This window comes from Citrobacter freundii complex sp. 2025EL-00176 (assembly GCF_053309355.1).
Genome location: NZ_JBRYHT010000013.1, coordinates 79,802 through 103,647 on the forward strand (window position 1 = coordinate 79,802; position 23,846 = coordinate 103,647).

Sequence of the window (23,846 nt, forward strand, 5' to 3'; positions counted from 1 at the left end):
AATTATGAAACCAGGAATTACGATAAGAGTATTAATTGGCGCAGTTTCACTATGTGCTATCGCTGCCTGTACAAAAAAAATACCATCGCAAGTTATTTATCGTTATGACGATAACCGGTATCTGGAACTAAAGGGCTTCGATTGCGAAGGTGCACTTTGGTATCATGATACCAGGAATAATATACATAAGGAGTTAGTAAATGGTGTTTATTCAACGTATCAGATCTTTTCTGGGGTATATATTCATCCGTCAGATAATTATATTCTGATACCGCGATGGGAACCTGGGGCATATAAAATATCTAAAGATTACGGACAAACGTGGCAGGTTGCAACGTATATGTCCCCATCTCAGGGGCAAGAGAAAAATTCAGATGGGAATATGGTCGACAGACCTGAAGGAAAAGAAATAAAAAGAGTGGTGGTGGTTAATAACCAGGCGTTTATTACCACGGCACAGGGGCATTTATATCTGAGTTCATACCCTTTTGACGACCCGCGCTTAAAACCGGGTGGTCCGGGTATAGATTATCAATTCTTTGATGACACGTATTATCTCTACAGACCAGGCAAGCATAAATCCAGGGGCGAGTATGTGAACGGCCATATAAGACCTGAATCTCCAGGTGATGCCTGGGGAACGGTGGTGTTTATGAAAGCATCCTTAGCCCATTTAACGGAAGGTTATAAGGCTAACTATCAAAACCTGCCGGACAAAGAACCGGAAGTGGTGGACTATAAGGGCTGGACCCGGATGCGCTGCGATATGAATGCGGGGAAATAATCTGCAATGGGATATGCCCAAACCGCTTAACGTTTAAGGATGAATTATGAATAATGGAATTACGGTAAGAGCAATTGTCGGAGTGATTTCACTATGTGTTATCTCTGGCTGTACAAAAAAAACACCCTCACAGGTTATTTATCGTTATGATGACAATCGTTATCTGGAGTTAAAAGGCTATAATTGTGAGGGAGCACTTTGGTATCACGATGGTAAAAAAAATATTCACAAAGAGTTAATTGATGGAAAATTTGCTTCCTTCAGGATTTTCTCGGGAACCTATATTCACCCTTCTGATAAATACATTCTCATCCCAAACTGGGAGCCGACTGCTTATCTGATATCTAAAGATTACGGTCAAACGTGGAAGGTCGCATCATATATGGCTTCTTTCCCGGCGCTGGAGAGAAACTCAGATGGTATTATGCGCGACTATCCTGAAGGAAAAGAAATAAAAAGAGTGGTGGTGGTCAATAACCAGGCGTTTATTACCACGGCGCAGGGGCATTTATATCTGAGTTCATACCCTTTTGACGATCCGCGTCTGGCGCCGGGTGGCCCGGGTATAGATTATCAATTCTTTGATGATACATATTATCTCTACAGACCAGGCAAGCATAAATCCAGGGGCGAGTATGTGGACGCGCATATCAGACCTGAATCTCCAGGGTATGCGTGGGGTATGGTTATTTTTATGAAAAAAGGACTGGATAATCTTGTCGAGTCAGAAAAAGCGAATTATCAAAACCTGCCGGACAAAGAACCGGAAGTGGTGGGCTATAAGGGCTGGACCCGGATGCGCTGCGATATGAATGTGGGGAAATAATCTGCAATGGGATATGCCCAAATCGCTTAACGTTTAAGGATAAATTATGAAAGCAGGAATTACGGTAAGAGTATTAATCGGCGCAGTTTCACTATGTGCCATCTCTGCCTGTACAAAAAAGATTCCCTCACAGGTTATTTATCGGTTTGATGAAAATCGTCACCTGGAGTTGATCGGTTATGATTGTGAAGGATATGTTGTTTACCATGATGTAAAAAGAAAGATCCACAAGTCAATTTATGGCAATCCAATCTATAGAGTATTCACGGGAGTGTATATTCATCCTTCAGAGCAGTACATTCTGGTCCCTGAATGGGAGCCGGGAGCATATAAAATATCTAAAGATTACGGACAAACGTGGCAGGTCGCAACCTATATGTCTCCATTTCAGGGGCAAGAGAGGAATTCAGATGGAAATATGGTCGACAGACCTGAAGGAAAAGAAATAAAAAGAGTGGTGGTGGTCAATAATCAGGCATTTATTTCCACGGCGCAGGGGCATTTATATCTGAGCTCATACCCTTTTGACGATCCGCGTCTGGCGCCGGGTGGCCCGGGTATAGATTATCAATTCTTTGATGATACATATTATCTCTACAGACCAGGCAAGCATAAATCCAGGGGCGAGTATGTGAACGCGCATATCAGACCTGAATCTCCAGGGTATGCGTGGGGTATGGTTATTTTTATGAAAAAAGGACTGGATAATCTTGTTGAGTCAGAAAAAGCGAATTATCAAAACCTGCCGGATAAAGAACCGGAAGTGGTCGGCTATAAGGGCTGGACCCGGATGCGCTGCGATATGAATGTGGGGAAATAATCTGCAATGGGATATGCCCAAACCGCTTAACGTTTAAGGATAAATTATGAATAAGGGAAGTGCGTTAAAAATAATAATCGGAACCATTTCGCTATGCGCTATCACTGCCTGTACAAAAAAATACCCTCACAGGTTATTTATCGGTTTGATGAAAATCGTTATCTGGAGTTGATCGGTTATGATTGTGAAGGATATGTTGTTTACCATGACGTAAAAAGAAAGATCCACAAGTCAATTTATGGCAACCCAATCTATAGAGTATTCACGGGAGTGTATATTCATCCTTCAGAGCAGTACATTCTGGTCCCTGAATGGGAGCCAGGGGCATATAAAATATCTAAAGATTACGGGCAAACGTGGCAGGTCGCAACCTATATGGCCTCTTTCCCGGCGCTGGAGAGAAACTCAGATGGTATTATGCGCGACTATCCTGAAGGAAAAGAAATAAAAAGAGTGGTGGTGGTCAATAACCAGGCATTTATTTCCACTGCACAAGGACATTTGTATATGAGCTCATACCCTTTTGACGATCCGCGTCTGGCACCGGGTGGGCCGGGGATAGATTATCAATACTATGATGATACGTATTATCTCTATAAGCCTGGCAAGCATAAATCCAGTGGCGAGTATGTGAACGGCCATATAAGACCTGAATCTCCAGGTGATGCCTGGGGAACGGTGGTGTTTATGAAAGCATCCTTAGCCCATTTAACGGAAGGTTATAAGGCTAACTATCAAAACCTGCCGGACAAAGAACCGGAAGTGGTGGGCTATAAGGGCTGGACCCGGATGCGCTGCGATATGAATGTGGGGAAATAATATGAAAGGTGTAATCAGACTAAATGACCCGCTGGCAAACGGTGGGTATGTAAATAAAGCTTCTGGTAGCAAGTTTATGGGAATTCCTGTCGCCTTAATGGGGGATACGGTTGTTTGTATTCTACACAAAGGCACCTTTCCCATACTTGATTTTGAGCCAACATGGACAATGGACGGCAAAGGCGTAGTTGTGGATGGTTGTAGGGCTGCATGTGGTTGTGCAATACAGACCACTCTGCCAACGGCGGGGACAAGCAAATGAGAAAATGGCAGATACCAAACAAGAATCCCTATGAAGAACCAGAAAAATTCCCGCTGAATATTATACCGTTCATTAGCTGTGTTATATTTCTGTTTTTTATAACGTACAATATATTCAAATGGTTGCAGGACAAGAAAGTTCCTGATGATCTGATATGGAATGCAATAGGTATCCCATCGCTAATAGCGTTAGCCATCTGGTGCGTGGTAGTTATTATTTACGGTATTATATATTTTCCATATTACTATGCGAGTTATCTTGAGCAGTATGGTATGAATCAGTGGAAAAACTGGGCAAAACGGGCATTGCCTCTTCTGGACTATTCATCCATTCTCCCGGTGCCTGAACTGGCATTAAAAATTCAGAAACTAGAGGGTGAAGCCCCAGCAGGTTCTGCAACGCCGTTACGAATTGATATTGAAGTTGACTCAATGGATGACGCCAGAGTTGATAAGGTGCTAAGACTGTTGATAGAACCCCTCAAAAATTCTCTTGTCAGTAAACATCGGCCTTTTAATACCTGGCTGTACGTTAAGGGAGCGGATGACACTATCGGCAATAGTTTTAAGGCGGTGTTGGCAAACCTGGGCATCCCTAATGATAAGGTCGGAAATATTAATGTTCTTCACGAATGCCCTGATTATTTTATCATCAATGAATGGGTTGATTTAAGTATATTTGAAAACAACCTGGTTATCACTGTTGAATTGCACGATGAAAATGATTGTGATTTTTTCGAGAGTGCTAATGCTTTTATTTTTACCAATAGAGAACTGCTTGAAAATAAAGACACACCTTTATATTTATTACGCATGATGGACAGTACTCCCTATTATCTTGATGAAATCGTGAGTATATATCTTTCTGCGCAACAAGTAGATGTGAGTAAAATTAAAAAGCTGTGGTTCAACTCACTGGATAAGCAGTCAAAATTCGTATTGTTTAGTGGGATAGAAAGCGCAAAAACGAGTATTTTAGCCGATAGTCGATATGAACTGGAGACCGTCACAGGGCAAAGCACAGAGGTTCAGCGTTGGGTTACATTAGCGTTGGCTGCGGATGCAGCAAAATATGGGCAAGGGCATCAGTTATTCGCCAGTACATCCGCAGATACGATTCAATCCGGCATAATAGCTGCTAAATATCCAGGATGCTGGCCTGCACTTGATAAGCTGGATTTCCATGATTATTGGAGAATCATAAAATTGTGCGCAATTATTTTATGGTGTATGGGGTTTGTAAGTCTCGTACCACTGGAACTGTTCGAAAGTCACCCAGGGTATACGTTTATTCCTTTAGTTTTTGGTATTCCAGTTATTTATACGGCGGTTATGATTTTTTCTTTTATACTGACTCATAATATAGAGCAGAAAATGGACATTTATTACTCGCAGTTTTTATGAGATAAGCGCCCTGACGGGCGCTCTTGCTTCTTTTACTCTCTTTGCGGCAAGAGAGTATCAGTCGGTTCAGGATTTATTTCACCGTCCAACCTTTATAATTTCCAACGTTGTTTTTATCGATCATTGTCACCGGGATCAGCACAGGCTCTTTTGGGGCGGGTTTCCCCTGCAATATGTCATAGCCGATTTCGACCGCTTTGGCAGCCATCACTTGCGGATCTTGTGCCGGCGTCGCCACAAATAATGAGTTTTCGCGTTTCAGAGCCTCTTCACCGTCTGGCGATCCGTCGACGCCGACAATAAAGAATTCGCTACGCTGCGCCTGTTTTGCCGCCAGATCGGCACCGATCGCCGTCGGATCGTTAATGGCGAATACGCCATCAATCTTCGGATTCGCCGCCAGCAGCGCGGTCATGATCTCCAGCCCGCCTTCGCGACTGCCTTTGGCATTTTGGTTATACGACAGCACCTTGATATCCGGATGGCGTTTGAACTCGGTCTGACAACCTTCCACACGGTTCTGGACGGCGGAAACCGGCGGTCCGTTGATGATGACGACGTTGCCTTTTCCTTTCAGGCGGTCGGTAATGTATTTGCAGGCCATTTCACCCGCCTGAGTGTTATCGGAGGTGATGGTTGCGTCTGCGCCTTCCGCCGCCACGTCAACGGCCACCACCACGATCCCGGCGTCTTTCGCGCGTTTTACCGCCGGGCCGATGCCTTTGGAGTCGGCGGCGTTAAGGATAATCATGTCGACTTTGGCGGCAATAAAGTTGTCGATCTGCGACACCTGCTGCCCCAGGTCGTAGCCGCTGGAAACCAGCGTTACTTTAACGCTATCACCCGCCAGTTTGCGTGCTTCCAGCTCCGCGCCTTTGGTTATTTGCACGAAGAACGGGTTCGCCAGGTCGCCCACTGTAACGCCGATCGATTTCAGTTCTTTTGCCTGCACAAACGGAGCTGCAGCAAGCAGTGCGCCAGCACAGAGCGCGGTCACTAATGGCTTCAAACGCATACTCGTTTCCTCACGTAGGGTATTGTTGTTATACGCCTGATGGCGCTGCGCTTATCAGGCCTACGAATGAGTAGGCCGGCAAGCTTGTCTATGCACTTTGATGGTGTCGGGTACGGTATTTGTCGATCAGCACCGCTATGATGATCACCGCCCCTTTGATCACCAGTTGCCAGAAATAGGAGACGCCCATTAGCGTCATGCCGTTATTGAGCGTGGCGATGATCAGCGCCCCCACCAGCGTGCCGGTGATGGTGCCGATCCCGCCGACGAAGCTGGTGCCGCCGAGGATCACCGCCGCGATGGCGTCCAGCTCGTAACCCATACCTAAGTTACCGTTGGCGCTGTACAGTCGCGAGGCGCTCATCACCCCGCCCAGGCCTGAAAGCAAACCGCTCATGCCGTAAACGAACAGCAGTACCAGCCACACTTTGATCCCGGTTAAACGTGCGGCCTGCATGTTGCCGCCGACCGCGTAGATATGAACGCCCAGCGTGGTGCGGCGCAGAATAAACCAGCACACCACCACCACCGCGAGGGCAATGACCACCAGCCATGGAACCGGGCCGAGATAGTTGTTACCGATCCACTCAAAGCTGATGTTGGAGTTAATCACCGTGGTGCCATCGGCCAACAGATAGGCCGCGCCGCGCAGCGCTGTATAGGTTCCAAGCGTGACGATAAACGGCGGCAGCCCGGCAAAAGCCACCAGCGCACCGTTAAACAGCCCCAGTACCAGGCCGAGCATCAGCGCCGCCGGAATCGACAGCATGGCAAACTCAGGAATAAGAGAAACGACCATCGCCGCAACGGCGGTGGTGCCGAGAATCGAGCCAACTGAGAGGTCGATCCCGCCGGTCAAAATGATGAAGGTCATGCCCGCCGCCAGCACGATATTGATCGAGGCCTGGCGGGTAATATTCAGCAGGTTGCTTTCGGTGAAAAAGTTAGGTGCGATAAAGCCAAATACCGCCACAATCAGGATTAGAATCGGTAAGATGCCGACCGTTTGCATCAGATCGCTCATCAGCATCTTTTTTGCGGTGGTGGATTTCGCCACCTGCTGGGGAGTGGTTGGATTATTCATGGGGCACCGCCTGATGATGGGAGTCGTTCACGCCGGTCGCCAGCGTCATAATATTTTCCTGAGTAATACTTTGCCCGTTCAGCTCGCCGGCAATGCTGCCTTCGCGCATGACGTACACGCGATCGCTCATGCCAACAACTTCCGGTAATTCGCTGGAGATCATCAGGATCGCTACGCCTTTGCGCGCCATGTCGTTCATGATCCGGTAGATCTCGCTTTTCGCGCCAACGTCTACCCCGCGCGTGGGTTCATCAAGGATCAAAATGCGTGGGCCGATCGCCACCCAGCGCGAGATCAGTAATTTTTGCTGATTGCCGCCCGACAGCCCGCCTGCGCGTACCTGCGCGTGCGGAACGCGAATGTTGAGCAGTTTGATAGCGTCATCGGAAATGGCCTGCGCCTTTTTACGATCGAGCATGCCCCAGTTGGCATCGCGCTCCAGCGTTGCCATGGTGATGTTCTCTGCTGCCGCCAGTTCTAAAAACAGCCCCTGTTCTTTGCGGTTCTCGGTCAGAAAGCCGATGCCGTGGTCAATCGCCTCGCGCGGGGAGTGGATCACCACCGGTTCACCGTCTACTTCAATCATGCCGCCGATGGCTTTACGCACGCCAAAAATCAGCTGCGCCAGTTCAGAACGCCCGGCGCCAACTAACCCGGCGAGGCCGACGATCTCCCCGGAGCGCACCAACAAGCTGCACGGCTGGACTTTATGACCGTCGGTCAGGTGGTGGACGTTGAGGCGCGCTTTACCTAAGGGAATGTCGCGCTCTTTGTTGAACAGATCGCTTAGCGGACGTCCCACCATCATGCGCACCAGCTCCGCGGCGTTGAGCTTGTCGCGGGTCAGGCTGCCAACATACTGTCCGTCGCGCAGGACGCTGACGCGATCGGAGAGTTCGTACACTTCCGCCATGCGGTGGCTGATGTAAATAATCGCCATCCCCTCATCGCGCAGGCGCATGATCAGTTCGAACAGGCGGTGGGTTTCACGTGAGGAGAGGGCGGCGGTGGGTTCATCCATCACCAGAATGCGGCTGTTACGGTGCAGAGCGCGGGCGATTTCCACCTGCTGCTGTTCGGCGATGGTCAACGTCATCACGCGATCGCTGGCCTTAAACTGGGCGCCGAGTCGGTCGATGACTTTTTGTGACTGCATCACCATCTCTTTACGCTGGACCAGACCGCCGCGCGACAGCTCGCTGCCAAGAAAGATATTTTCTGCCACCGTCAGGTTCGGCGCCAGCTGCATCTCCTGATAAATCAGTGTGATGCCCGCGCTGAGCGCATCTTTGGGACCGCGAATGTGGAACGGCTGACCGTCAATCAGGATCTCGCCGCTGGTGGCGGTATAGGCACCTGCGAGGATCTTCATCAGCGTGCTTTTCCCCGCGCCATTTTCGCCCATCAGAGCATGAATCTCACCCGGCCAGACGGTTAAATCGACCCCTTTCAGCGCATAAAATTTACCAAACGCTTTGGCAATGTTGCGCATCTCCAGAACCGGTGTCCTGCTCATCGCGGATCTCCTGTGGGGTGGCCGATATCAGCAGTCCATCACAGGAATGTAAATGCAAAATGTCAGAAGCCGTTCATATTTGTCATATTGCGATTTTTCTTCACGGAGCGTGATATGCCGCAACCGGGACGTCACTTTTTCGCCAGTGCGCGTGGACGATTGCTGTTCTTCAATCTTCTGGTGGTGGCGGTCACGTTGATGGTGAGCGGCGTGGCGGTGCTGGGGTTTCAGCATGCCAGCCAGATCCAGGAGCAGGTGCAGCAGCAAACCGTCGACGACATGACCGGCAGCATGAATCTGGCGCGCGATACGGCCAATGTGGCGACGGCGGCGGTACGGCTGTCGCAGGTCGTCGGCGCGCTGGAATACAAAGGTGAAGCGGAACGGTTGCAGGAGACCCAGCGGGCGCTGAAACATTCGCTGGAACGACTGGCCAGCGCCCCGCTGGCGCAACGAGAACCGGTACTGGTCGAGCGTATTATCCAGCGCAGCAATGAGCTGCAAAGTAGTGTGGAAGGTATGTTGCAGCGCGGGCAGCGGCGGCATCTGGAACGTAACGCGCTGCTCAGTTCGCTGTATCAGAATCAAAGCTATTTGCGCCATCTGCAAACGCTTACCGGCGCGCAGGATGACATACTGCTGGGGCAGATCGACCGCTTGATCGTTGCCGCCATTGAAACTCCCACGCCGCGATCGGTGGTGAAACAACTCGACGGCGTGATGACCGCGCTGCCTTTACATCACTCCAGCCCGTTGATAAGCAGAATCCTCAACGACTTCAACCAGGAACTGCATAAGCTGGAGCCGCTCTCTTCCGCGCTGGAGCAGAGCGATCTGGCGATCAACTGGTATATGTTTCATATCAAAGCGCTGGTGGCGATCCTTAATAGCGATATTAATCAATATGCCTCGCAGGTGGCGCTGATTTCTGAGCAGCGGGTGGCGCAAAGCCATCAGGAACTGCAATCCGGCGCGTTGTTTATTATGGTGTTTGCGTTGCTGGCCGTAGTGATTACCGGTTTTGCCGGTTGGTATATCTATCGCAACCTCGGCTCTAACCTGACGGCAATTTCGCAGGCGATGACCCGGCTGGCGCACGGTGAATCGGACGTCAGCGTGCCGGCCCTGCAACGGCGCGATGAGCTGGGCGAACTGGCCCGCGCTTTTAGCGTCTTTGCCCGTAATACCGCTTCGCTGGAGCACACAACCCGATTACTTAAAGAAAAAACCAGCCAGATGGAAATCGACCGCACCGAGCGCCAGGAACTGGAAGAGGCGCTGCTGCACAGCCAAAAGCTGAAGGCGGTGGGGCAACTGACGGGCGGATTAGCACATGATTTCAATAACCTGCTGGCGGTGATTATTGGCAGTCTGGATTTGGTGAACCCAGACTCGCCCGATGCGCCACGGGTGAATCGGGCGCTTAAAGCCGCCGAGCGCGGGGCGCTGCTTACCCAGCGGCTGCTGGCCTTTTCGCGCAAGCAATCTTTGCATCCCCACGCGGTGGAGCTAAAAACGCTGCTGGAAAACCTGGGCGAACTGATGCGCCATTCGCTCCCGGCCACGTTGACGCTGGAGATTGAAGCCCAGTCTCCCGCCTGGCCCGCGTGGATTGACGTCAGCCAACTGGAAAACGCCATTATCAATCTGGTGATGAACGCCCGTGACGCCATGGACGGGCAGGCGGGCACGATTAAAATCCGTACCTGGAATCAGCGGGTCACGCGCAGCGATGGGCGTAAGCAGGATATGGTGATGCTGGAGGTCGCCGATCAGGGCTGCGGGATGTCGCAGGAGGTGAAAGCTCAGGTCTTTGAGCCGTTTTTCACCACCAAGCAGACCGGCAGCGGCAGCGGGCTGGGGTTATCAATGGTCTACGGCTTTGTACGTCAGTCCGGCGGGCGGGTGGAGATTGAAAGCGCGCCGGGGCAGGGAACGACGGTCAGGTTGCAGCTTCCCCGCGCCGTAGTGCCGGTACAGGCAGAGGCAAAACCGATAGCGGAGCACGCGGCTAATAGTGGCGAAAAACTGGTGCTGGTGCTTGAGGACGAGGCTGATGTGCGCCAGACGTTGTGTGAGCAATTACACCTGCTGGGCTACCTGACGTTAGAAGCCGCCAACGGCGAACAGGCGATGCACATGCTGGCGGCTTCATCCGAGATTGATATTTTTATCAGCGACGTAATGCTGCCCGGTGGTTTAAGCGGCGTGGATGTGGTTAACCATGCCCAGGCACATTATCCGCAGCTGAACATCCTGCTGATGAGCGGTCAGGATTTGCGTCCGGCCCATAACCCGGCGCTGCCGGATGTGGCGTTATTGCGTAAACCCTTTACCCGGACAGAACTGGCGCAAGCGCTGCGGCATTCGTGTAATTGAGATTCCTCCGCTACCCGCGCAAATACGCTTTGATTACCGTGGAGCGAGTTTCTCGATGAGGCTGGTTTTATGCAACGCTCCACGACATTCTTACTTTTCACTCTACTGATGATGACCACCGTTTCGGCGCAGGCGGATATTATTGATGATGCCATCGGCAATATTCAGCAGGCGATTAACGACGCATATAAACCGGACAATGGGCGGGATTATGATGACTCCCGTGATGAAAGCTGGCAGCGTCAAATGAGTGACGATCGGCGCAGGCAATATGATAATCGCCGCCGCCAGTTTGAAGACCGACGTCGCCAACTGGATGACCGCCAGCGCCAGCTCGATCAGGAACGGCGTCAGTTAGAAGACGAAGAGCGCAGAATGGAAGAGGATTATGATCGTTAGCGTAATTTTTCGCTGGCAAGGTTATAGACTTCACTACGCTCGCGTTTACCGACGGCAACGACCGCGATGACCAGGGTGTCGTCAATAACTTGATAAACAAGACGAAACCCTGAAGCTCGTAGTTTGATTTTATAGCAATCTTTTATTCCCCTGAGCTTTGCTGAAGGGACATGCGGGTTTTCACAGCATTTCTTTAGATTTTTGGCAAACTGCTGCTGAATAGCTTTATCAAGTTTTTGCCATTCTTTCAGCGCATCTTCCCTGAACTTTACCGTATAACTCATAAATAGCTGTCCAGATCCACATCCACCAGGGGTTGTTGGCTACGTTCATGGACTAATTTAACCAGTTGCTGATCGTCCAGCGCATCAAGCATTTTTTCGTAAAGCTCTGCTGGCACACAATAAAAGGCGGGCTGGTTACGGTTCAGGATGGCGACCGGGAACCCATCTCCTGCGCTGACAGTTGCCATCGGATTTTTTTTCAACTCACTCACGCTGGCGGTGGTATCGCTTAAGATGATATGCGGCATAATGGCTCCTAAAGACCGTTTAACTGGTCTTAATATAGGACGCAAAAGACCTGTTAACAAGTCTTATTGTGGGGTGTGATCGCTAATCCAGCACAATCTCCATCCCGTCATACCCGGCCTCAAATCCTTCTGGCAGCGGATTTTCCATCAGCCACAGATCAAACTGATGGCTGATATGCGTCAGGATCACCCTTGGACAGCGAATAACCTCGTTCAGCGCGATGACGGTATTGAGATCGCAATGATTGCGCGGCGGCTCGGCGCGCGGGGCATGGCTGCAGTCGATGATAATCACCTGCGGTGGGTTATTGTGGAGAAACTTCAGCGTCTTATCGGGAAGCCCGGCGGTGTCGGAGAGCCACGCCACCCGGCTGTGCGCGGTCTCGAACAGATAGCCAAACGTCAGCTTTGAATGGTTGAGCGGCAGCGGTGTCACCTGCAATCCTTGCAGCTCAAACACCACGAACGGCGCGACGGTATGACTAAAATCGAGAATACCCGGATGCTTAAACAGATCGTCACAACCCTGTTCATCCGGCGGACCGTATACCGGGATAGTCGCCCCCACGCCCCAGCGCAACGGAAACAGTCCTTGCACATGATCCATATGATAGTGGGTCAGTAGAAACTGCTGAAAGCTGCCCGCTGGCCAGTCGTCCATCAGATGCGGGATCCCCGCGTCCAGCAGTGTCACCGCATGATTGAATTTGACCACCCCGCTACAGGGGCGTCGACGGTATTGTGCCTGTAAGCGCGCCCGCTGACAGGCCGCGCAGTCGCAGCCAAATGCCGGCACCAGCTGCGCGTCGCCGGTTCCCGTCAGCGTAATGGTCAGACTCATGGCTCCCCCTACAACGGTTTGGTGAAGCGAAAATGGCTCTGGGTATAGCCTTCGCGCTGGTAAAAACGGTGTGCGTTAAGGCGTTGGGTGCTGGTGGAAAGCTCGGTCATTTCTGCGCCTGATTCGCGTGCGGTGGCTTCGGCCCAGGCCAGTAGCTGACTGCCTACCGTTAATCCTCGCGCCTGTGGCATCACCACCAGTTCCTGAATCTCGCCAATCCAGTTGGCGTGGTGCAGATGAAACTGCAGGTGCAGACCGATCAAGCCGACGACTTGTCCGTCGAGCAGCGCCAGCTGGTAGTGCATATTAGGATCTTGCAGATTCGCGGCGTATCCGGCGCTAAAGGCCTGGCGATCGAATTGTCCCTGCTTGAGTTCACAGATAAGCGCGTAAACCGCATCGGTATCGTAGAGCGTGGCGCGGCGTAATTCACAGACAGACATGTTTCTTCTCCTTGCGTCCCATCAGTGCGAGCAGTGTATCGACAGACTGTAGCAAACTGCCATCATTGTTGAGAACGTGGCAGTCATACGGCGCGTAGCGGGCCGCGCGTTCAAGACGAGCGGCGATTTCCGTTTCACTCTCCCGTCCACGCGCCTGCAGACGCTGGCGTAGAATCGCCGGGGAAACCTGTAAGCAAATAGGGAGTAACGACGCGCCATAACGAGCCTGCGCCTGGGGCAGATGGGCGCGCGACCCGTTGACCACCACATCAAAACCGGCGTTCAGCCAGAGGTCAATCTCCACGCCCACGCCGTAGTAGAAGCCGTTTGCATGCCAGCTCAGCGCCAGCAGATTCTGCCCGGCGCGGGTAAAAAATTCTTGTTCGCTCAGCGCAATATGATTTTCATTCCCGGCGTTGGCGGCGCGGGTGATGTATCGATGCGCCACCAGTAGTTGCGCGGGTTCCTGCAGGCGGAGTTCTGCCAGCAGACTGTCCTTACCAGAGCCGGATGGCCCCATCAGCCAGATCAGTTTCCCCATAGTCAGAATACCCTTTTGCCCTGACGCCAGACGTGGTCGATATGGATGTTGCCGCCTTTGCGGTGTGCCAGCACCAGATCCGCCCGTTTACCTTCGGCAACAACGCCGCGATCGTCGAGATTCAATGCCCGCGCCGGATTGCGGGTCACCAGGTGAATGGCCTGCGGTAGGGTAAAGCGGTTGGCGTCGTCATCCGCCACGCGAAATGCCGCGTCGAGCAGGCTGGCGGGGTAGTAATCGGAAGAAAGAATATCCAGCAGCCCCAGTTCAGCCAGCTTATGCGCTGCCACATTGCCGGAATGAGACCCTCCGCGCACGATGTTCGGCGCGCCCATCAGCACGTTCATGCCGTGCTGGCGTGAGGCTTCAGCCGCTGCGAAGGTGGTAGGAAATTCGGCGATTACGCTGCCAAGTTGGTGCGATTCCAGCACATGTTCGCTGGTGGCATCGTCATGGCTCGCCAGCGCGATATTACGTTCGCGGCAAAGCTGGGCGATGGCGTTACGATTGGGCTGCGACCAGCGTGCGGCGAGGGCCAACTGTTCTTCTTCATAGCGGGTCATCTGCTCGTCGGTGAGTGAATATTTGCCCTGATAATACTCGCGGTACTTCTCGCGATTAGCGAACTGGCGCTGGCCCGGAGAATGATCCATCAGCGAAACCAGCGTCACCGGCTCGCGCCCGACCAGCTTTTCAAACAGCGGCAGGGTGGTGTGGTGCGGCAGTTCGCAGCGCAGATGCAGACGGTGTTCGGCGCGATTAACCCCGCGTTTTTGCGTCTCTTCCACCGCGTTGATCATCTTCTCCAGATTTTCCAGCCGATCGCCGCCGTCGCGCACGTCGCCAATCGCCACCGCGTCCAGCACGGTAGTAATGCCGCTGGCGACCATTAGCGCGTCATGGCTGCTCATCGCCGAGTGGGCGGGCCAGTCGACCTTCGGGCGCGGGGTGAAGAATTTATCCAGATTATCGGTATGCAGCTCAATCAACCCTGGCAGCAGCCAGCCGCCTTCGCCGTCTAAAGCCTCTGGCAGACGGCTCTGGGTTTCGGCAAATGCGCGAATAACACCTTCCTCAATTTCCAGCGATCCTTGCACCACTTCATCTTCCAGAACCAGCTTTACGTTGTTGATAATCATGCTGTTGTTCCCATCAGGTGCAGACGGTCCGCTACGCGGTCGCGCACGGTTTGATCGTGAAAAATACCGACAATGGCTGCGCCGCGGGCTTTCGCTTCTTCAATCAACGCCACCACGGCAGCGCTATTTTTGGCGTCTAAAGAAGCGGTCGGCTCATCGAGCAGCAGAATAGGGTAATCGACGATAAACCCACGGGCGATGTTGACGCGCTGCTGTTCACCACCGGAAAAGGTCGATGGCGCGAGGTGCCACAGGCGTTCCGGTACGTTGAGACGCGTTAACAGGCTGGCGGCTTTCGCGGCGCATTCTTCACGGGATACGCCGAGATCCTGCAGCGGCTGCATCACCACATCCAGCGCAGAAATCCTTGGGATCACGCGCAGAAACTGGCTTACCCAGCCGATGGTTGAACGGCGAACTTCCAGCACTTTGCGCGCCGGGGCCTGCACCAGATCGACCCAGTCATCGCTGTGGCGAATGTGGATGTGTCCTTCATCCGGCAGGTAGTTGGCGTACAGCGAACGCAGCAGCGTGGATTTTCCGCTGCCGGAGTGGCCGTGCAGCACCACGCATTCGCCGCTTTTCACTGCCAGAGTGGCGTTTTGCAGCACCGGCAGACGTACGCCGTTTTGCTGGTGGAGCACGAAGGTTTTACTGACATTTTCAACGCGAATCATCTTTGCCTCGAGTTTTTTTGCCGGATGGCGGCAGCGCCTTATCCGGCCTACAAAAGTGCGATCCAGGTAGGCCCGATAAGCGCAGCGTCATCGGGCACAACAAAAAATCAGTTTTGCAATACGGACGACACCAGCAGTTGGGTATACGGATGATGTGGATCGTCGAGCACGCGGTCGGTTAACCCACTTTCCACCACCTGACCCTGCTTCATTACCAGCAAACGGTCCGCCAGCAGACGCGCCACGCCCAGATCGTGGGTGACAATCACCACCGCCAGATCCAGTTCCACCACCAGGCCGCGCAGCAGATCCAGCAGTTTGGCCTGTACCGATACGTCCAGGCCGCCGGTCGGTTCATCCATAAACACCAGCTTCGGGTGGGTGACGAGGTTGCGGGCGATCTGCAGGCGTTGTTGCATCCCGCCGGAGAAGGTGGTCGGCAGGTCGTCGATACGTGAGGCGGGGATCTCCACCTCCTCCAGCCAACGCTGAGCGGTGGCGCGAATGTCGCCATAGTGACGCGCGCCGGTGGCCATCAGGCGTTCCCCGATATTGCCGCCTGCGGAAACCTGACGGCGCAGGCCATCCAGCGGATGCTGATGCACCACGCCCCACTCGGTGCGCAGCAGGCGGCGGCGATCGGCCTCGTTCATGCCGTACAACGAACGGTTCTGGTACAAAATTTCACCGTTCTGCGGCGTCAGCCGTGAAGAGATTGATTTCAGCAGGGTGGTTTTGCCGGAACCCGACTCGCCGACGATACCCAGCACTTCACCAGGCCACAGGTCAAATGAGACGTCGCTGAAGCCTTTGCCCGGCGCGTAGAGATGAGTCAGGTTGTTGACTGAAAGCAGCGGTTGCGTCATTTGCTGAGTGCCTCGCTCTGTTGGCGGCAGTAGTCGGTGTCGGAGCAGACAAACATGCGTTTGCCGGTATCATCGAGCACCACTTCATCGAGATAGCTGTGGGTAGAGCCGCAGATGGCGCAAGGCTCATCCCAGCTCTGCACGGTAAACGGGTGATCGTCGAAATCGAGGCTTTCCACGCGGGTATAAGGTGGAACGGCATAGATGCGCTTTTCGCGACCTGCGCCAAACAGTTGCAGGGCCGGCATCATGTCCATCTTCGGATTATCGAATTTCGGGATGGGCGATGGGTCCATGACGTAGCGGTCATTGACCTTCACCGGATAGGCGTAGGTGGTGGCGATATGGCCGAAGCGGGCGATATCTTCATACAGTTTCACCTGCATGATGCCGTACTCTTCCAGTGCGTGCATGGTGCGGGTTTCCGTTTCGCGCGGTTCAATAAAACGCAGCGGCTCGGGGATTGGCACCTGGAAGATGATTATCTGATCTTCCACCAGCGGCGTCTCCGGGATGCGGTGGCGGGTCTGGATCAGCGTGGCGTCTTCGGTACGTTCCGTCGTAGCCACACCCGTCACGCGTTTGAAGAAGTTGCGGATCGACACCGCGTTGGTGGTGTCGTCCGCGCCCTGATCAATCACCTTCAGTACGTCCGGTTCGCCAATCACGCTGGCGGTAAGCTGAATGCCGCCCGTGCCCCAGCCGTAGGGCATCGGCATTTCGCGTCCGCCGAACGGCACCTGATAGCCGGGGATGGCTACCGCTTTTAAAATGGCGCGGCGGATCATGCGTTTGGTTTGTTCATCAAGATACGCAAAGTTGTAGCCGGAGAGGTTAGCGGTCACGGGCGGCCTCCTGTTGCAGGCGTTTGAGCAGTTCCAGTTCGGCCTGGAAATCGACGTAATGGGGGAGCTTGAGGTGCGATACAAAACCCGCCGCCTCGACGTTATCCGCATGCGCCAGCACGAACTCTTCGTCCTGCGCCGGTCCCGTGACCGTTTCATCGTATTCGGCTGCCTGTAAGGCGCGGTCCACCAACGCCATCGCCATTGCTTTACGTTCGCTCATGCCGAACACCAGCCCGTAGCCGCGGGTAAAATGGGGAGATTCGTTCTCTGGCGCGACAAAACCGTTGACCATTTCACATTCAGTTATCAGCAGTTCGCCGACGTTTACCGCAAATCCCAGCTCTTCCGGGACGGTTTCCAGCGCTACGTACCCGCTGCGGATCTCGGCGGCAAATGGGTGGTTGCGTCCGTAACCGCGTTGGGTGGAGTAGGCCAGCGCCAACAGATAGCCTTCGTCGCCGCGCATCAGCTGTTGCAGGCGTGAGGCACGCGAGCACGGGTAAACCGGCGGTGTGCGGGTGATGTCGTCGGGCGCGTCGCCGTTATCTTCTTCGCGTTTTGCCAGCCCCTGATTGGCCAGCAGGGAAAAGACGTGCGGGGAGGCATCCTGCGTGTTATCCGCGCAGCGCAGCGGCGGCGTTTCACCATTGGCCAGCAGGGTAAAATCCAGCAGGCGATGGGTGTAGTCGTAGGTTGGACCTAACAGCTGCCCGCCGGGAATGTCCTTGTAGACCGCGGAGATTCGGCGTTCAAGGCGCATTTCCGCACTGTTGACCGGTTCGCTGACTGCCACCTTTGCCAGCGTCGTGCGGTAGGCGCGCAGCAAAAAGATGGCTTCGACGTTATCGCCGCTGGCCTGCTTTAGCGCCAGCGCCGCCAGTTCGCGGTCGGCAATGCCCCCTTCGGTCATCACGCGATCCACCGCCAGATTCATCTGTTGCTCAATCTGCGCCACGCTCAGTTCGGCAATGGCGGCATCGCCCCGGCGTCGGTTTTCCTGCAGGGCATGGGCGTTGGCTATCGCCTTTTCGCCCCCTTTGACGGCGACGTACATCAGCACACCTCCACATGAGTCGTTCGCGGAATAGCCAGCAGGCGTTCGCCACAGGTGAGGATCAGATCGACCCCCAGCGGGAACGGATGCGGGCGTTCGGTGAGTTCGTGAATCAGGCATTCCGGCAGCTGTGGCGCGATCATGCGTTCTTCGGCAATACCGGCTCCGGTCAGACGCAGCATACGTCCACCGCTTAAACCAGAGACCTGAACAATCAACGTGGCGCTGGTCTCTGGCGCGACGGCGGAACCGGCGGAGAGGGCGTTTAGCTGTTCGCTGCTAATTCGTTCGTCGGCGACGGCAAAAGCCGCCAACTGCGGCTGATCCACCAGCGGCGCATTGGTATGAAAACGCAGATTCTGCCGGGCGATATCGTTATCCATTGACGGTGCCAGCCAGACCGGCGTGTCGCCGTCAACCAGCGTCAGCAGCACGCTGGTGGTTGCCAGGCCGAGCGGCTGCCAGCCATGTTTCAGTTGATGCAGGGCGACGATCACGCCCGGTTCACTCATCGCCTTCAGCAGGCGGCGAAAGCTCTGTTGAGCATCCTGAACGGGTAAATTAAAAGCGGTTTGTAAGGTCATGCGTTATCTCCGCGTACCAGCGTGAAGAAGTCGACCCGGCTGGCGTTGACTTCGGCACGGCGTGCGCTAATCAGCGCATCGCGTTCCGCTTCCAGCGGGGCAATCAAGGTTTCCATTAGGTTCTGGAAATGCGTTTGTTCCTGCAGCAGGGCGTCAATCACCGCGCACTGCTCGGCATGGTGTTTGTTACGTCCCAGCAGGTAGCTGTAACCCAACGTGCCGCTCGTCAGGCGCACCACCGCGCGGGTGAGCGTGGTGTCGCCAGCAAAGAAGCGGTTGCCGGTGCCGCCCATGCGGGCCTGGATTTGCATTAGTCCGCATTCCGGCGCGCGGATAAGTTCATAGTCCGGCGTCAGTTTGAGCGCATTGATGCGGGCGTTCAGGGCATCGGCATTGCTATAAGCCAGCGCGCGCATCCAGCGCTGGCGGGTGGCGGTATCGAAATGCATTCAGTGCTCCATAGTGAATTCGATCATGTCGGCGCGGGTCAGGCTGACGGAGTATTCCGCCGCCTGATCTTCGCCTTCACGGTGGTTCAGGGTGCGCACGCACAGCAGCGGCGCCATGTTAGGGATTTCCAGCACCTTGCTCTCTTTGGCCTGGGCCCGGCGGGCGCTGATACGCGTTTGCGTGCGCAGGAGCGTCAGACCGGACTGTTCGCGTAAGTAGTCATGCAGCGAGCCGCTGTTAAAGCCCTGCATAAGCGGCCACAGCGTGAGGTCGGAAAAATAGTGGTCGATTTGGCACAGGGCGATGCCGTTAACCCGGCGCAGAGTGCGCAGGTGAATCACGTTGTCGCCTTCGTTAATGCTGAGCGCGTCGGCAATATGGTTGGAGGCCGGGCGCAGCACCGCCAGCAATTTTTCGCTGGTGGGGTGGCTGCCCTGATCCAGCAGGTTCTGACTGAAACGCGCCTGGGCATTGAGCGGGTAATCAAACGGGCGCATCAGCACCAGCACGCCAACGCCCTGGCGACGTTGAACCCAACCGCGCTCAACCAACTGGTCAATAGCGCGGCGCAGGGTATGGCGATTCACCTCGTAGCGCGCGGCAAGCTGCTGCTCGGCGGGCAGATAGTCCCCGCAGCGATAATGTTGACGAAGCTCCTGCTCAAGTCTCGCGGCAATTTCCTGATAACGCGTTGGATAACTGGTCGGATGTGTAGACAAGTGCATAGCAATCAATGCCTCGCTAATCAGATAAAGTGCTTACGCAAACGCTGGGAAAGGAAATCCAGCAGGCTGACGGTAACGATGATCAGCACCATCAGGGCGCAGGTTTGCTGGAACTGGAAGCCGCGAATCGCCTCCCATAAGGTCACGCCGATACCGCCTGCGCCCACCATGCCGACCACCGTGGCCGAGCGAACGTTGGACTCAAAACGGTACAGCGAGTAGGAGATCAACAGCGGCATCACCTGCGGCAAAACGCCGTAGAGGATCTCTTCAATTTTGTTGGCCCCGGTGGCGCGAATGCCTTCTACCGGGCCCGGTTCAATGGCTTCTACCGCTTCGGACAGCAGTTTGGAGAGCACCCCGGTGGTGTGGATAAACAGCGCCATCACCCCGGCGAACGGACCTAAACCGACGGCGACCACGAACAGCATAGCGAAGACCATTTCGTTGATAGCGCGGCAGGCGTCCATCGCTCTGCGCATCGGCTGGTAAATCCACCACGGCACGAGGTTATCGGCGCACATCAGGCCGAAGGGGATCGATAACACAACGGCGAGGGCAGTACCCCAGACGGCGATTTGCAGGGTGACGGCCATTTCGCCGAGATAGTCCTGCCACTGGCTGAAGTCCGGCGGGAAGAAGTCGGCGGCGAAGGTCGCCATATTGCCGGAATCCTGGATCAGCGTGAGCGGAGCCATTTCGGCACCTTTCCACGAGACCACCAGCACGGCGAGAAGAATGGCCCAGCTCAGTAGCGAGAACCAGCTACGTTTGGGCGGGGCGACGGTGATGGTTTGCATGTTTAGCTCCGTTGGCACGTGTGTTTGCGTTGTAGGCCGGATAAGACGCTTATCCGGCCTACAATCCGGTCTACAAATCACTGCACCGCTTTGCTGACGCTGGTCATAGCGCCCAGTGCGGCGGTCAGACGGTCAAGGTCGTCGAGCTGCGCTTTCAGCGCCGAGGTTTTGCTGGTTTTCTCTTCCTCGTTTAGCCCTTTGTTGTCCTTCACGCCCTGCATCTCTTTAAACAGCGCCAGTTGACGAATGGGCACCAGTTGCAGGTCGCTGGAGGCACGGAACGGCGCCCAGCCCAGACGTTCCAGTACGGTTTTCTGCTCCGGCGTTTTGCCGTAATTCATAAAGAAGTCGTACACCTTGTCCTTGGTGGTTTCGGAGAGGTTTTTACGCCAGACGATCGGATCGCCAGGGATCAGCGGTGACTTCCAGATAACCTTCAGCGCTTTCAGTTTTTCCGGCGCGGAAGTTTTCAGCTTGTCGAGGTTTTCGGTGTTGTTGGTGGCGACATCGACCTGTTTGTTGGCGACGGCCAGCGCGTTGGTTTCGTGTCCGGCGTTAACGGTGCGTTTGAAGTCGCTGGCGGAGATGTTGTTTTTGGCGAAGACGTAGTAACCGGGGACGAGGAAGCCTGACGTGGAGTTGGGATCGCCATTGCCAAAGGTCAGATCCTTACGTTTGGCGATCAGATCGTTCAGGTTGTTGATCGGACTGTCTTTGTTGACGATCAATACACTCCAGTACCCCGGGGATCCGTCGGCAGCGACGGTCTGAGCAAACACTTGTCCGTTAGCGCGATCCACCGCTTCCATTGCCGAGAGGTTGCCGTACCAGGCGATATCGACTTTGTTAAAGCGCATTCCCTGGATGATCCCGGCGTAGTCCGGGGCGAAGAAGGCGTTCACCTTCACGCCCAGTGACTTTTCCATGTCCTTCAGGAACGGTTCCCACTGTGGCTTCAGGTTTTGCTGTGATTCGGTCGAAATAATGCCGAAGTTCAGCGCTTTTTCCTGCTCTTCGGCATGGGCCGGGCTGAGCAGGGTGCTGAGACTAAACATGCTGGTAAAGGCCAGCGCGGCAACTGTCTTATAGCTCATTTCCATTCCTCATTGTGGGGATGTCAGGCAGCCTGCGCGTTCTGTTCGACGCGGTTCATGCTGCGATAGAGATGGTCAAATCGATCGTTATCAAAATGCTGGCTGCTGCCATCAAAGAAGACGTTGCCTTGGCGTAGCGCGACGATGCGTTCGCAATAGCGCAGGGCGTAATCCACCTGGTGCAGCGTGACGACCACGGTGATGCCGTCGGTCTGATTAATGTCGCGTAGGGTGTCCATCACGATGCGCGCGGATTCCGGGTCCAGCGAGGCAATTGGCTCATCGGCCAGGATCACTTTGGCCTGCTGCATCAGCGCCCTGGCGATAGCAACGCGCTGCTGTTGCCCGCCCGAAAGCGTGGAAACGCGCTGGTAAGCAAAGTGCGCCATGCCAACGCGGGTCAGCGCCTGGAGCGCGCGTTGTTTCTGCTCCTGACTGAACCAGCTAAAACAGGTGCGCCAGAACGGCGTGCTGCCGAGCGCGCCAATCAGCACGTTCTCCAGCACCGTCAAACGGTTCACCAGATTGAACTGCTGGAAGATATAGCCGGTGTGGGCGCGGCTTTTGCGGATATCGCGCGCCAGCCGACCTTCGTGTTGAACGGTGCGACCCAGCAGCTCTACATGGCTACCGGGTGATTTATCACCGGTGATCAAACCGCTTAAATGACGTAAAAGGGTGGATTTGCCGGAGCCAGACGGCCCAAGCAGAGCCACCATCTCACCGGAACAGATGTTCAGATCAACCGCATTGAGCGCCTGATGCTGGTTGAAGGATTTGGAGAGTTTCTCGACGCGGATAATCGTTTGCATGATGCGGCCTCCCTAAAAAAGTGGCCCCATCGTGGCGGATCAATGTGACGTTTTCGTTAAGGGATGGTTACTTGACGATGAAGAGTTGAGCGATTTTTGATGACAGTACGGGAGGGCAAGCCTCCCGTTGGATTACTCGGTAGGTTGCTGCTGTTTGACGACGTTGATCATCCATGGCACGCCATACTGGTCGCTCACTTTACCAAAACCGTGGGCCCAGAAGGTTTCCTGCCAGTCCATTTCGATTTTTCCGTTTGCCGCGAGGTTATCAAACCAGCGCTTACCTTCGTCGACATTTTGCGTGTCGAGCACCAGCGTAAAGCCAGAGTAGTGGGCATTTCCATCGGGGGCGCTATCGCTCATCATGATGTCGCTGCCCGCTACGCGCAGGTTGGCGTGGGCGATGGCGGTATCGGGGAATTTCATTCCTGAAGGGCAACCTTCTTCACTGTCCTGCGCCGATTTGGGCATTTCACCGAAGTTGATTTTGTAGAGAAGCTCGGCGCCTAATGTTTTTTGGTAGTAGGCGATGGCGTCTGCGCAGTTGCCTGCAAAGGAGATATAGGGACTTAACGGCATGATCTTTACCTCAGGTAAAAGAAACCAGTTAAGTGTAGTTATGGTCTGCAAAAATAAACCAGGCGGGAAGTATGAGCTTCCCGCCTGGCAAATGAACCGGTGTAGACGCTGATTAGCGTAGCATCAGAATCAGTTCTTTTTCACAAACTCTGATTTCAGCTTCATTGGACCAAAGCCATCGATTTTGCAATCGATGTTGTGGTCGCCTTCCACCAGACGAATGTTTTTTACTTTGGTACCGATCTTCAGCATTGAAGAGCTACCTTTAACCTTCAGGTCTTTCACTACGGTAACGCTGTCGCCGTCGGCCAGCAGGTTGCCGTTGGCATCTTTAACGATCAGTTCGTCGCTGTCCTGAGCCGGTTCAGCATCGTTCCATTCGTGAGCGCATTCCGGGCAGATGAACATGCCGTTATCTTCGTAAGTGTATTCGGAGTTGCATTGTGGGCAGTGTGGTAATGACATGTCGATTTCCTCAAAAGTCAGCAGGGGCAAATGCGCCCAAAAAATGGCAGATTGCCGAAAAAGGCCGCAATTATACATAAAATCCCTGC

At 54.1% G+C, this 23,846-nt stretch carries 28 protein-coding genes and 1 pseudogene; 8 read left to right on the plus strand and 21 right to left on the minus strand.

Annotation, left to right across the window (positions count from 1 at the left end; all coding sequences use genetic code 11):
* The first annotated feature begins 4 nt into the window (after positions 1-4).
* The 6 genes and pseudogenes from ACVXHP_RS20145 (at position 5) to ACVXHP_RS20170 (ending at position 4,914) form a co-directional block, all read left to right on the plus strand.
* The gene (locus tag ACVXHP_RS20145) at positions 5-784 is read left to right on the plus strand and encodes a T6SS immunity protein Tli3 family protein (protein ID WP_447572080.1); all 780 of its coding nucleotides are present in this window, start codon (positions 5-7) and stop codon (positions 782-784) included.
* Between the two features lie 46 nt (positions 785-830).
* Positions 831-1,610, plus strand: a complete 780-nt coding sequence (locus ACVXHP_RS20150) for a T6SS immunity protein Tli3 family protein (protein WP_447572081.1) — start codon at positions 831-833, stop codon at positions 1,608-1,610.
* Between the two features lie 46 nt (positions 1,611-1,656).
* Complete coding sequence (locus tag ACVXHP_RS20155) at positions 1,657-2,430, plus strand: T6SS immunity protein Tli3 family protein (RefSeq protein WP_447572082.1); 774 nt, start codon at positions 1,657-1,659, stop codon at positions 2,428-2,430.
* Between the two features lie 46 nt (positions 2,431-2,476).
* A pseudogene (locus ACVXHP_RS20160) lies at positions 2,477-3,249 on the plus strand (T6SS immunity protein Tli3 family protein).
* Position 3,250: 1 nt separating this feature from the next.
* Positions 3,251-3,511 carry a PAAR domain-containing protein gene (locus tag ACVXHP_RS20165; protein WP_316129689.1) on the plus strand — a complete coding sequence of 87 codons (261 nt, stop codon included), beginning with the start codon at positions 3,251-3,253 and terminating at the stop codon, positions 3,509-3,511.
* Positions 3,508-4,914: a hypothetical protein gene (locus ACVXHP_RS20170; RefSeq protein ID WP_447572083.1), complete on the plus strand. Its 1,407-nt coding sequence runs from the start codon at positions 3,508-3,510 to the stop codon at positions 4,912-4,914. The genes ACVXHP_RS20165 and ACVXHP_RS20170 overlap by 4 nt, the downstream gene beginning before the upstream one ends.
* 73 nt (positions 4,915-4,987) lie before the next feature.
* On the opposite strand, the gene ACVXHP_RS20175 is transcribed toward ACVXHP_RS20170, so the two are convergent.
* From ACVXHP_RS20175 to ACVXHP_RS20185, 3 genes are all read right to left on the minus strand, one after another.
* Positions 4,988-5,929, minus strand: coding sequence for an ABC transporter substrate-binding protein (locus ACVXHP_RS20175; protein WP_006688255.1), 942 nt, complete (start codon positions 5,927-5,929; stop codon positions 4,988-4,990).
* A gap of 88 nt (positions 5,930-6,017) precedes the next feature.
* On the minus strand, positions 6,018-7,013 hold the full coding sequence (locus ACVXHP_RS20180) for an ABC transporter permease subunit (RefSeq protein ID WP_200009403.1): 996 nt from the start codon (positions 7,011-7,013) through the stop codon (positions 6,018-6,020).
* Positions 7,006-8,529 carry a sugar ABC transporter ATP-binding protein gene (locus ACVXHP_RS20185; protein WP_075145337.1) on the minus strand — a complete coding sequence of 508 codons (1,524 nt, stop codon included), beginning with the start codon at positions 8,527-8,529 and terminating at the stop codon, positions 7,006-7,008. Before ACVXHP_RS20185 ends, ACVXHP_RS20180 begins: the two co-directional genes overlap by 8 nt.
* A 114-nt stretch (positions 8,530-8,643) precedes the next feature.
* Between ACVXHP_RS20185 and ACVXHP_RS20190 the strand changes: the two genes are divergently transcribed.
* Both ACVXHP_RS20190 and yjdP read left to right on the plus strand, forming a co-directional pair.
* Positions 8,644-10,908 carry an ATP-binding protein gene (locus ACVXHP_RS20190; protein ID WP_447572084.1) on the plus strand — a complete coding sequence of 755 codons (2,265 nt, stop codon included), beginning with the start codon at positions 8,644-8,646 and terminating at the stop codon, positions 10,906-10,908.
* A 69-nt stretch (positions 10,909-10,977) separates the two neighbouring features.
* The gene (gene yjdP / locus ACVXHP_RS20195; RefSeq protein ID WP_042312933.1) at positions 10,978-11,307 is read left to right on the plus strand and encodes a DDRRRQL repeat protein YjdP; all 330 of its coding nucleotides are present in this window, start codon (positions 10,978-10,980) and stop codon (positions 11,305-11,307) included.
* Here the strand turns inward: yjdP and ACVXHP_RS20200 are convergent.
* From ACVXHP_RS20200 to ACVXHP_RS20285, 18 genes are all read right to left on the minus strand, one after another.
* Positions 11,304-11,591 (minus strand): type II toxin-antitoxin system RelE family toxin, encoded by a 288-nt coding sequence (locus ACVXHP_RS20200; RefSeq protein WP_447572085.1) that lies wholly within the window; start codon positions 11,589-11,591, stop codon positions 11,304-11,306. The genes yjdP and ACVXHP_RS20200 overlap by 4 nt on opposite strands.
* Positions 11,588-11,839: a type II toxin-antitoxin system Phd/YefM family antitoxin gene (locus ACVXHP_RS20205; protein ID WP_006688247.1), complete on the minus strand. Its 252-nt coding sequence runs from the start codon at positions 11,837-11,839 to the stop codon at positions 11,588-11,590. The genes ACVXHP_RS20200 and ACVXHP_RS20205 overlap by 4 nt, the downstream gene beginning before the upstream one ends.
* A gap of 82 nt (positions 11,840-11,921) precedes the next feature.
* Entirely contained in the window at positions 11,922-12,680 is a 759-nt protein-coding gene (phnP, locus tag ACVXHP_RS20210; RefSeq protein ID WP_316129686.1) for a phosphonate metabolism protein PhnP, read from the minus strand.
* 8 nt (positions 12,681-12,688) lie between these two features.
* Positions 12,689-13,123, minus strand: coding sequence for an aminoalkylphosphonate N-acetyltransferase (phnO, locus tag ACVXHP_RS20215; RefSeq protein ID WP_200009409.1), 435 nt, complete (start codon positions 13,121-13,123; stop codon positions 12,689-12,691).
* Positions 13,110-13,664: a ribose 1,5-bisphosphokinase gene (gene phnN / locus ACVXHP_RS20220; RefSeq protein ID WP_200009410.1), complete on the minus strand. Its 555-nt coding sequence runs from the start codon at positions 13,662-13,664 to the stop codon at positions 13,110-13,112. The genes phnO and phnN overlap by 14 nt, the downstream gene beginning before the upstream one ends.
* 2 nt (positions 13,665-13,666) lie before the next feature.
* Positions 13,667-14,803, minus strand: a complete 1,137-nt coding sequence (phnM, locus tag ACVXHP_RS20225; protein WP_200009411.1) for an alpha-D-ribose 1-methylphosphonate 5-triphosphate diphosphatase — start codon at positions 14,801-14,803, stop codon at positions 13,667-13,669.
* Entirely contained in the window at positions 14,800-15,480 is a 681-nt protein-coding gene (gene phnL, locus ACVXHP_RS20230) for a phosphonate C-P lyase system protein PhnL (protein ID WP_447572086.1), read from the minus strand. The genes phnM and phnL overlap by 4 nt, the downstream gene beginning before the upstream one ends.
* 107 nt (positions 15,481-15,587) lie before the next feature.
* Positions 15,588-16,346, minus strand: coding sequence for a phosphonate C-P lyase system protein PhnK (gene phnK / locus ACVXHP_RS20235; protein ID WP_003826710.1), 759 nt, complete (start codon positions 16,344-16,346; stop codon positions 15,588-15,590).
* Positions 16,343-17,134 (minus strand): alpha-D-ribose 1-methylphosphonate 5-phosphate C-P-lyase PhnJ, encoded by a 792-nt coding sequence (gene phnJ / locus ACVXHP_RS20240; RefSeq protein ID WP_233593229.1) that lies wholly within the window; start codon positions 17,132-17,134, stop codon positions 16,343-16,345. The genes phnK and phnJ overlap by 4 nt, the downstream gene beginning before the upstream one ends.
* Positions 17,135-17,180: 46 nt before the next feature.
* On the minus strand, positions 17,181-18,248 hold the full coding sequence (locus tag ACVXHP_RS20245) for a carbon-phosphorus lyase complex subunit PhnI (protein WP_447572087.1): 1,068 nt from the start codon (positions 18,246-18,248) through the stop codon (positions 17,181-17,183).
* The gene (gene phnH, locus ACVXHP_RS20250) at positions 18,248-18,832 is read right to left on the minus strand and encodes a phosphonate C-P lyase system protein PhnH (RefSeq protein WP_003031824.1); all 585 of its coding nucleotides are present in this window, start codon (positions 18,830-18,832) and stop codon (positions 18,248-18,250) included. The genes ACVXHP_RS20245 and phnH overlap by 1 nt, the downstream gene beginning before the upstream one ends.
* A complete protein-coding gene (gene phnG / locus ACVXHP_RS20255) occupies positions 18,829-19,281 on the minus strand; it encodes a phosphonate C-P lyase system protein PhnG (RefSeq protein WP_137347411.1) in 453 nt (150 codons plus the stop codon). The genes phnH and phnG overlap by 4 nt, the downstream gene beginning before the upstream one ends.
* Positions 19,282-20,007, minus strand: a complete 726-nt coding sequence (phnF, locus tag ACVXHP_RS20260; protein ID WP_316129684.1) for a phosphonate metabolism transcriptional regulator PhnF — start codon at positions 20,005-20,007, stop codon at positions 19,282-19,284. It lies immediately after the preceding gene.
* Positions 20,008-20,027: 20 nt separating this feature from the next.
* Positions 20,028-20,807, minus strand: a complete 780-nt coding sequence (gene phnE / locus ACVXHP_RS20265; protein WP_038636402.1) for a phosphonate ABC transporter, permease protein PhnE — start codon at positions 20,805-20,807, stop codon at positions 20,028-20,030.
* A gap of 77 nt (positions 20,808-20,884) precedes the next feature.
* Positions 20,885-21,901, minus strand: coding sequence for a phosphonate ABC transporter substrate-binding protein (gene phnD, locus ACVXHP_RS20270; protein WP_304702828.1), 1,017 nt, complete (start codon positions 21,899-21,901; stop codon positions 20,885-20,887).
* Positions 21,902-21,924: 23 nt separating this feature from the next.
* Positions 21,925-22,713, minus strand: a complete 789-nt coding sequence (gene phnC / locus ACVXHP_RS20275) for a phosphonate ABC transporter ATP-binding protein (protein WP_103771883.1) — start codon at positions 22,711-22,713, stop codon at positions 21,925-21,927.
* A gap of 132 nt (positions 22,714-22,845) precedes the next feature.
* Complete coding sequence (gene yjdN / locus ACVXHP_RS20280; RefSeq protein ID WP_038636411.1) at positions 22,846-23,292, minus strand: VOC family metalloprotein YjdN; 447 nt, start codon at positions 23,290-23,292, stop codon at positions 22,846-22,848.
* A gap of 129 nt (positions 23,293-23,421) precedes the next feature.
* Positions 23,422-23,757 (minus strand): zinc ribbon domain-containing protein YjdM, encoded by a 336-nt coding sequence (locus ACVXHP_RS20285; protein WP_003031835.1) that lies wholly within the window; start codon positions 23,755-23,757, stop codon positions 23,422-23,424.
* Positions 23,758-23,846: the final 89 nt, after the last annotated feature.

Excerpts from the sequence above, each read along its gene's own strand:
- phnD (WP_304702828.1), bottom strand. The coding sequence starts at position 21,901 with ATGAGCTATAAGACAGTTGCCGCGCTGGCCTTTACCAGCATGTTTAGT.
- ACVXHP_RS20170 (WP_447572083.1), top strand. The coding sequence starts at position 3,508 with ATGAGAAAATGGCAGATACCAAACAAGAATCCCTATGAAGAACCAGAA.
- phnE (WP_038636402.1), bottom strand. The coding sequence starts at position 20,807 with ATGCAAACCATCACCGTCGCCCCGCCCAAACGTAGCTGGTTCTCGCTA.
- phnN (WP_200009410.1), bottom strand. The coding sequence starts at position 13,664 with ATGGGGAAACTGATCTGGCTGATGGGGCCATCCGGCTCTGGTAAGGAC.
- ACVXHP_RS20185 (WP_075145337.1), bottom strand. The coding sequence starts at position 8,529 with ATGAGCAGGACACCGGTTCTGGAGATGCGCAACATTGCCAAAGCGTTT.
- phnC (WP_103771883.1), bottom strand. The coding sequence starts at position 22,713 with ATGCAAACGATTATCCGCGTCGAGAAACTCTCCAAATCCTTCAACCAG.
- phnP (WP_316129686.1), bottom strand. The coding sequence starts at position 12,680 with ATGAGTCTGACCATTACGCTGACGGGAACCGGCGACGCGCAGCTGGTG.
- ACVXHP_RS20145 (WP_447572080.1), top strand. The coding sequence starts at position 5 with ATGAAACCAGGAATTACGATAAGAGTATTAATTGGCGCAGTTTCACTA.
- ACVXHP_RS20165 (WP_316129689.1), top strand. The coding sequence starts at position 3,251 with ATGAAAGGTGTAATCAGACTAAATGACCCGCTGGCAAACGGTGGGTAT.
- ACVXHP_RS20245 (WP_447572087.1), bottom strand. The coding sequence starts at position 18,248 with ATGTACGTCGCCGTCAAAGGGGGCGAAAAGGCGATAGCCAACGCCCAT.
- yjdN (WP_038636411.1), bottom strand. The coding sequence starts at position 23,292 with ATGCCGTTAAGTCCCTATATCTCCTTTGCAGGCAACTGCGCAGACGCC.
- phnF (WP_316129684.1), bottom strand. The coding sequence starts at position 20,007 with ATGCACTTGTCTACACATCCGACCAGTTATCCAACGCGTTATCAGGAA.
- phnJ (WP_233593229.1), bottom strand. The coding sequence starts at position 17,134 with ATGATCCGCCGCGCCATTTTAAAAGCGGTAGCCATCCCCGGCTATCAG.
- phnG (WP_137347411.1), bottom strand. The coding sequence starts at position 19,281 with ATGCATTTCGATACCGCCACCCGCCAGCGCTGGATGCGCGCGCTGGCT.
- ACVXHP_RS20205 (WP_006688247.1), bottom strand. The coding sequence starts at position 11,839 with ATGCCGCATATCATCTTAAGCGATACCACCGCCAGCGTGAGTGAGTTG.
- ACVXHP_RS20155 (WP_447572082.1), top strand. The coding sequence starts at position 1,657 with ATGAAAGCAGGAATTACGGTAAGAGTATTAATCGGCGCAGTTTCACTA.
- ACVXHP_RS20285 (WP_003031835.1), bottom strand. The coding sequence starts at position 23,757 with ATGTCATTACCACACTGCCCACAATGCAACTCCGAATACACTTACGAA.
- phnL (WP_447572086.1), bottom strand. The coding sequence starts at position 15,480 with ATGATTCGCGTTGAAAATGTCAGTAAAACCTTCGTGCTCCACCAGCAA.
- ACVXHP_RS20200 (WP_447572085.1), bottom strand. The coding sequence starts at position 11,591 with ATGAGTTATACGGTAAAGTTCAGGGAAGATGCGCTGAAAGAATGGCAA.
- phnH (WP_003031824.1), bottom strand. The coding sequence starts at position 18,832 with ATGACCTTACAAACCGCTTTTAATTTACCCGTTCAGGATGCTCAACAG.
- phnO (WP_200009409.1), bottom strand. The coding sequence starts at position 13,123 with ATGTCTGTCTGTGAATTACGCCGCGCCACGCTCTACGATACCGATGCG.
- phnM (WP_200009411.1), bottom strand. The coding sequence starts at position 14,803 with ATGATTATCAACAACGTAAAGCTGGTTCTGGAAGATGAAGTGGTGCAA.
- yjdP (WP_042312933.1), top strand. The coding sequence starts at position 10,978 with ATGCAACGCTCCACGACATTCTTACTTTTCACTCTACTGATGATGACC.
- ACVXHP_RS20190 (WP_447572084.1), top strand. The coding sequence starts at position 8,644 with ATGCCGCAACCGGGACGTCACTTTTTCGCCAGTGCGCGTGGACGATTG.
- ACVXHP_RS20175 (WP_006688255.1), bottom strand. The coding sequence starts at position 5,929 with ATGCGTTTGAAGCCATTAGTGACCGCGCTCTGTGCTGGCGCACTGCTT.
- phnK (WP_003826710.1), bottom strand. The coding sequence starts at position 16,346 with ATGACGCAACCGCTGCTTTCAGTCAACAACCTGACTCATCTCTACGCG.
- ACVXHP_RS20150 (WP_447572081.1), top strand. The coding sequence starts at position 831 with ATGAATAATGGAATTACGGTAAGAGCAATTGTCGGAGTGATTTCACTA.
- ACVXHP_RS20180 (WP_200009403.1), bottom strand. The coding sequence starts at position 7,013 with ATGAATAATCCAACCACTCCCCAGCAGGTGGCGAAATCCACCACCGCA.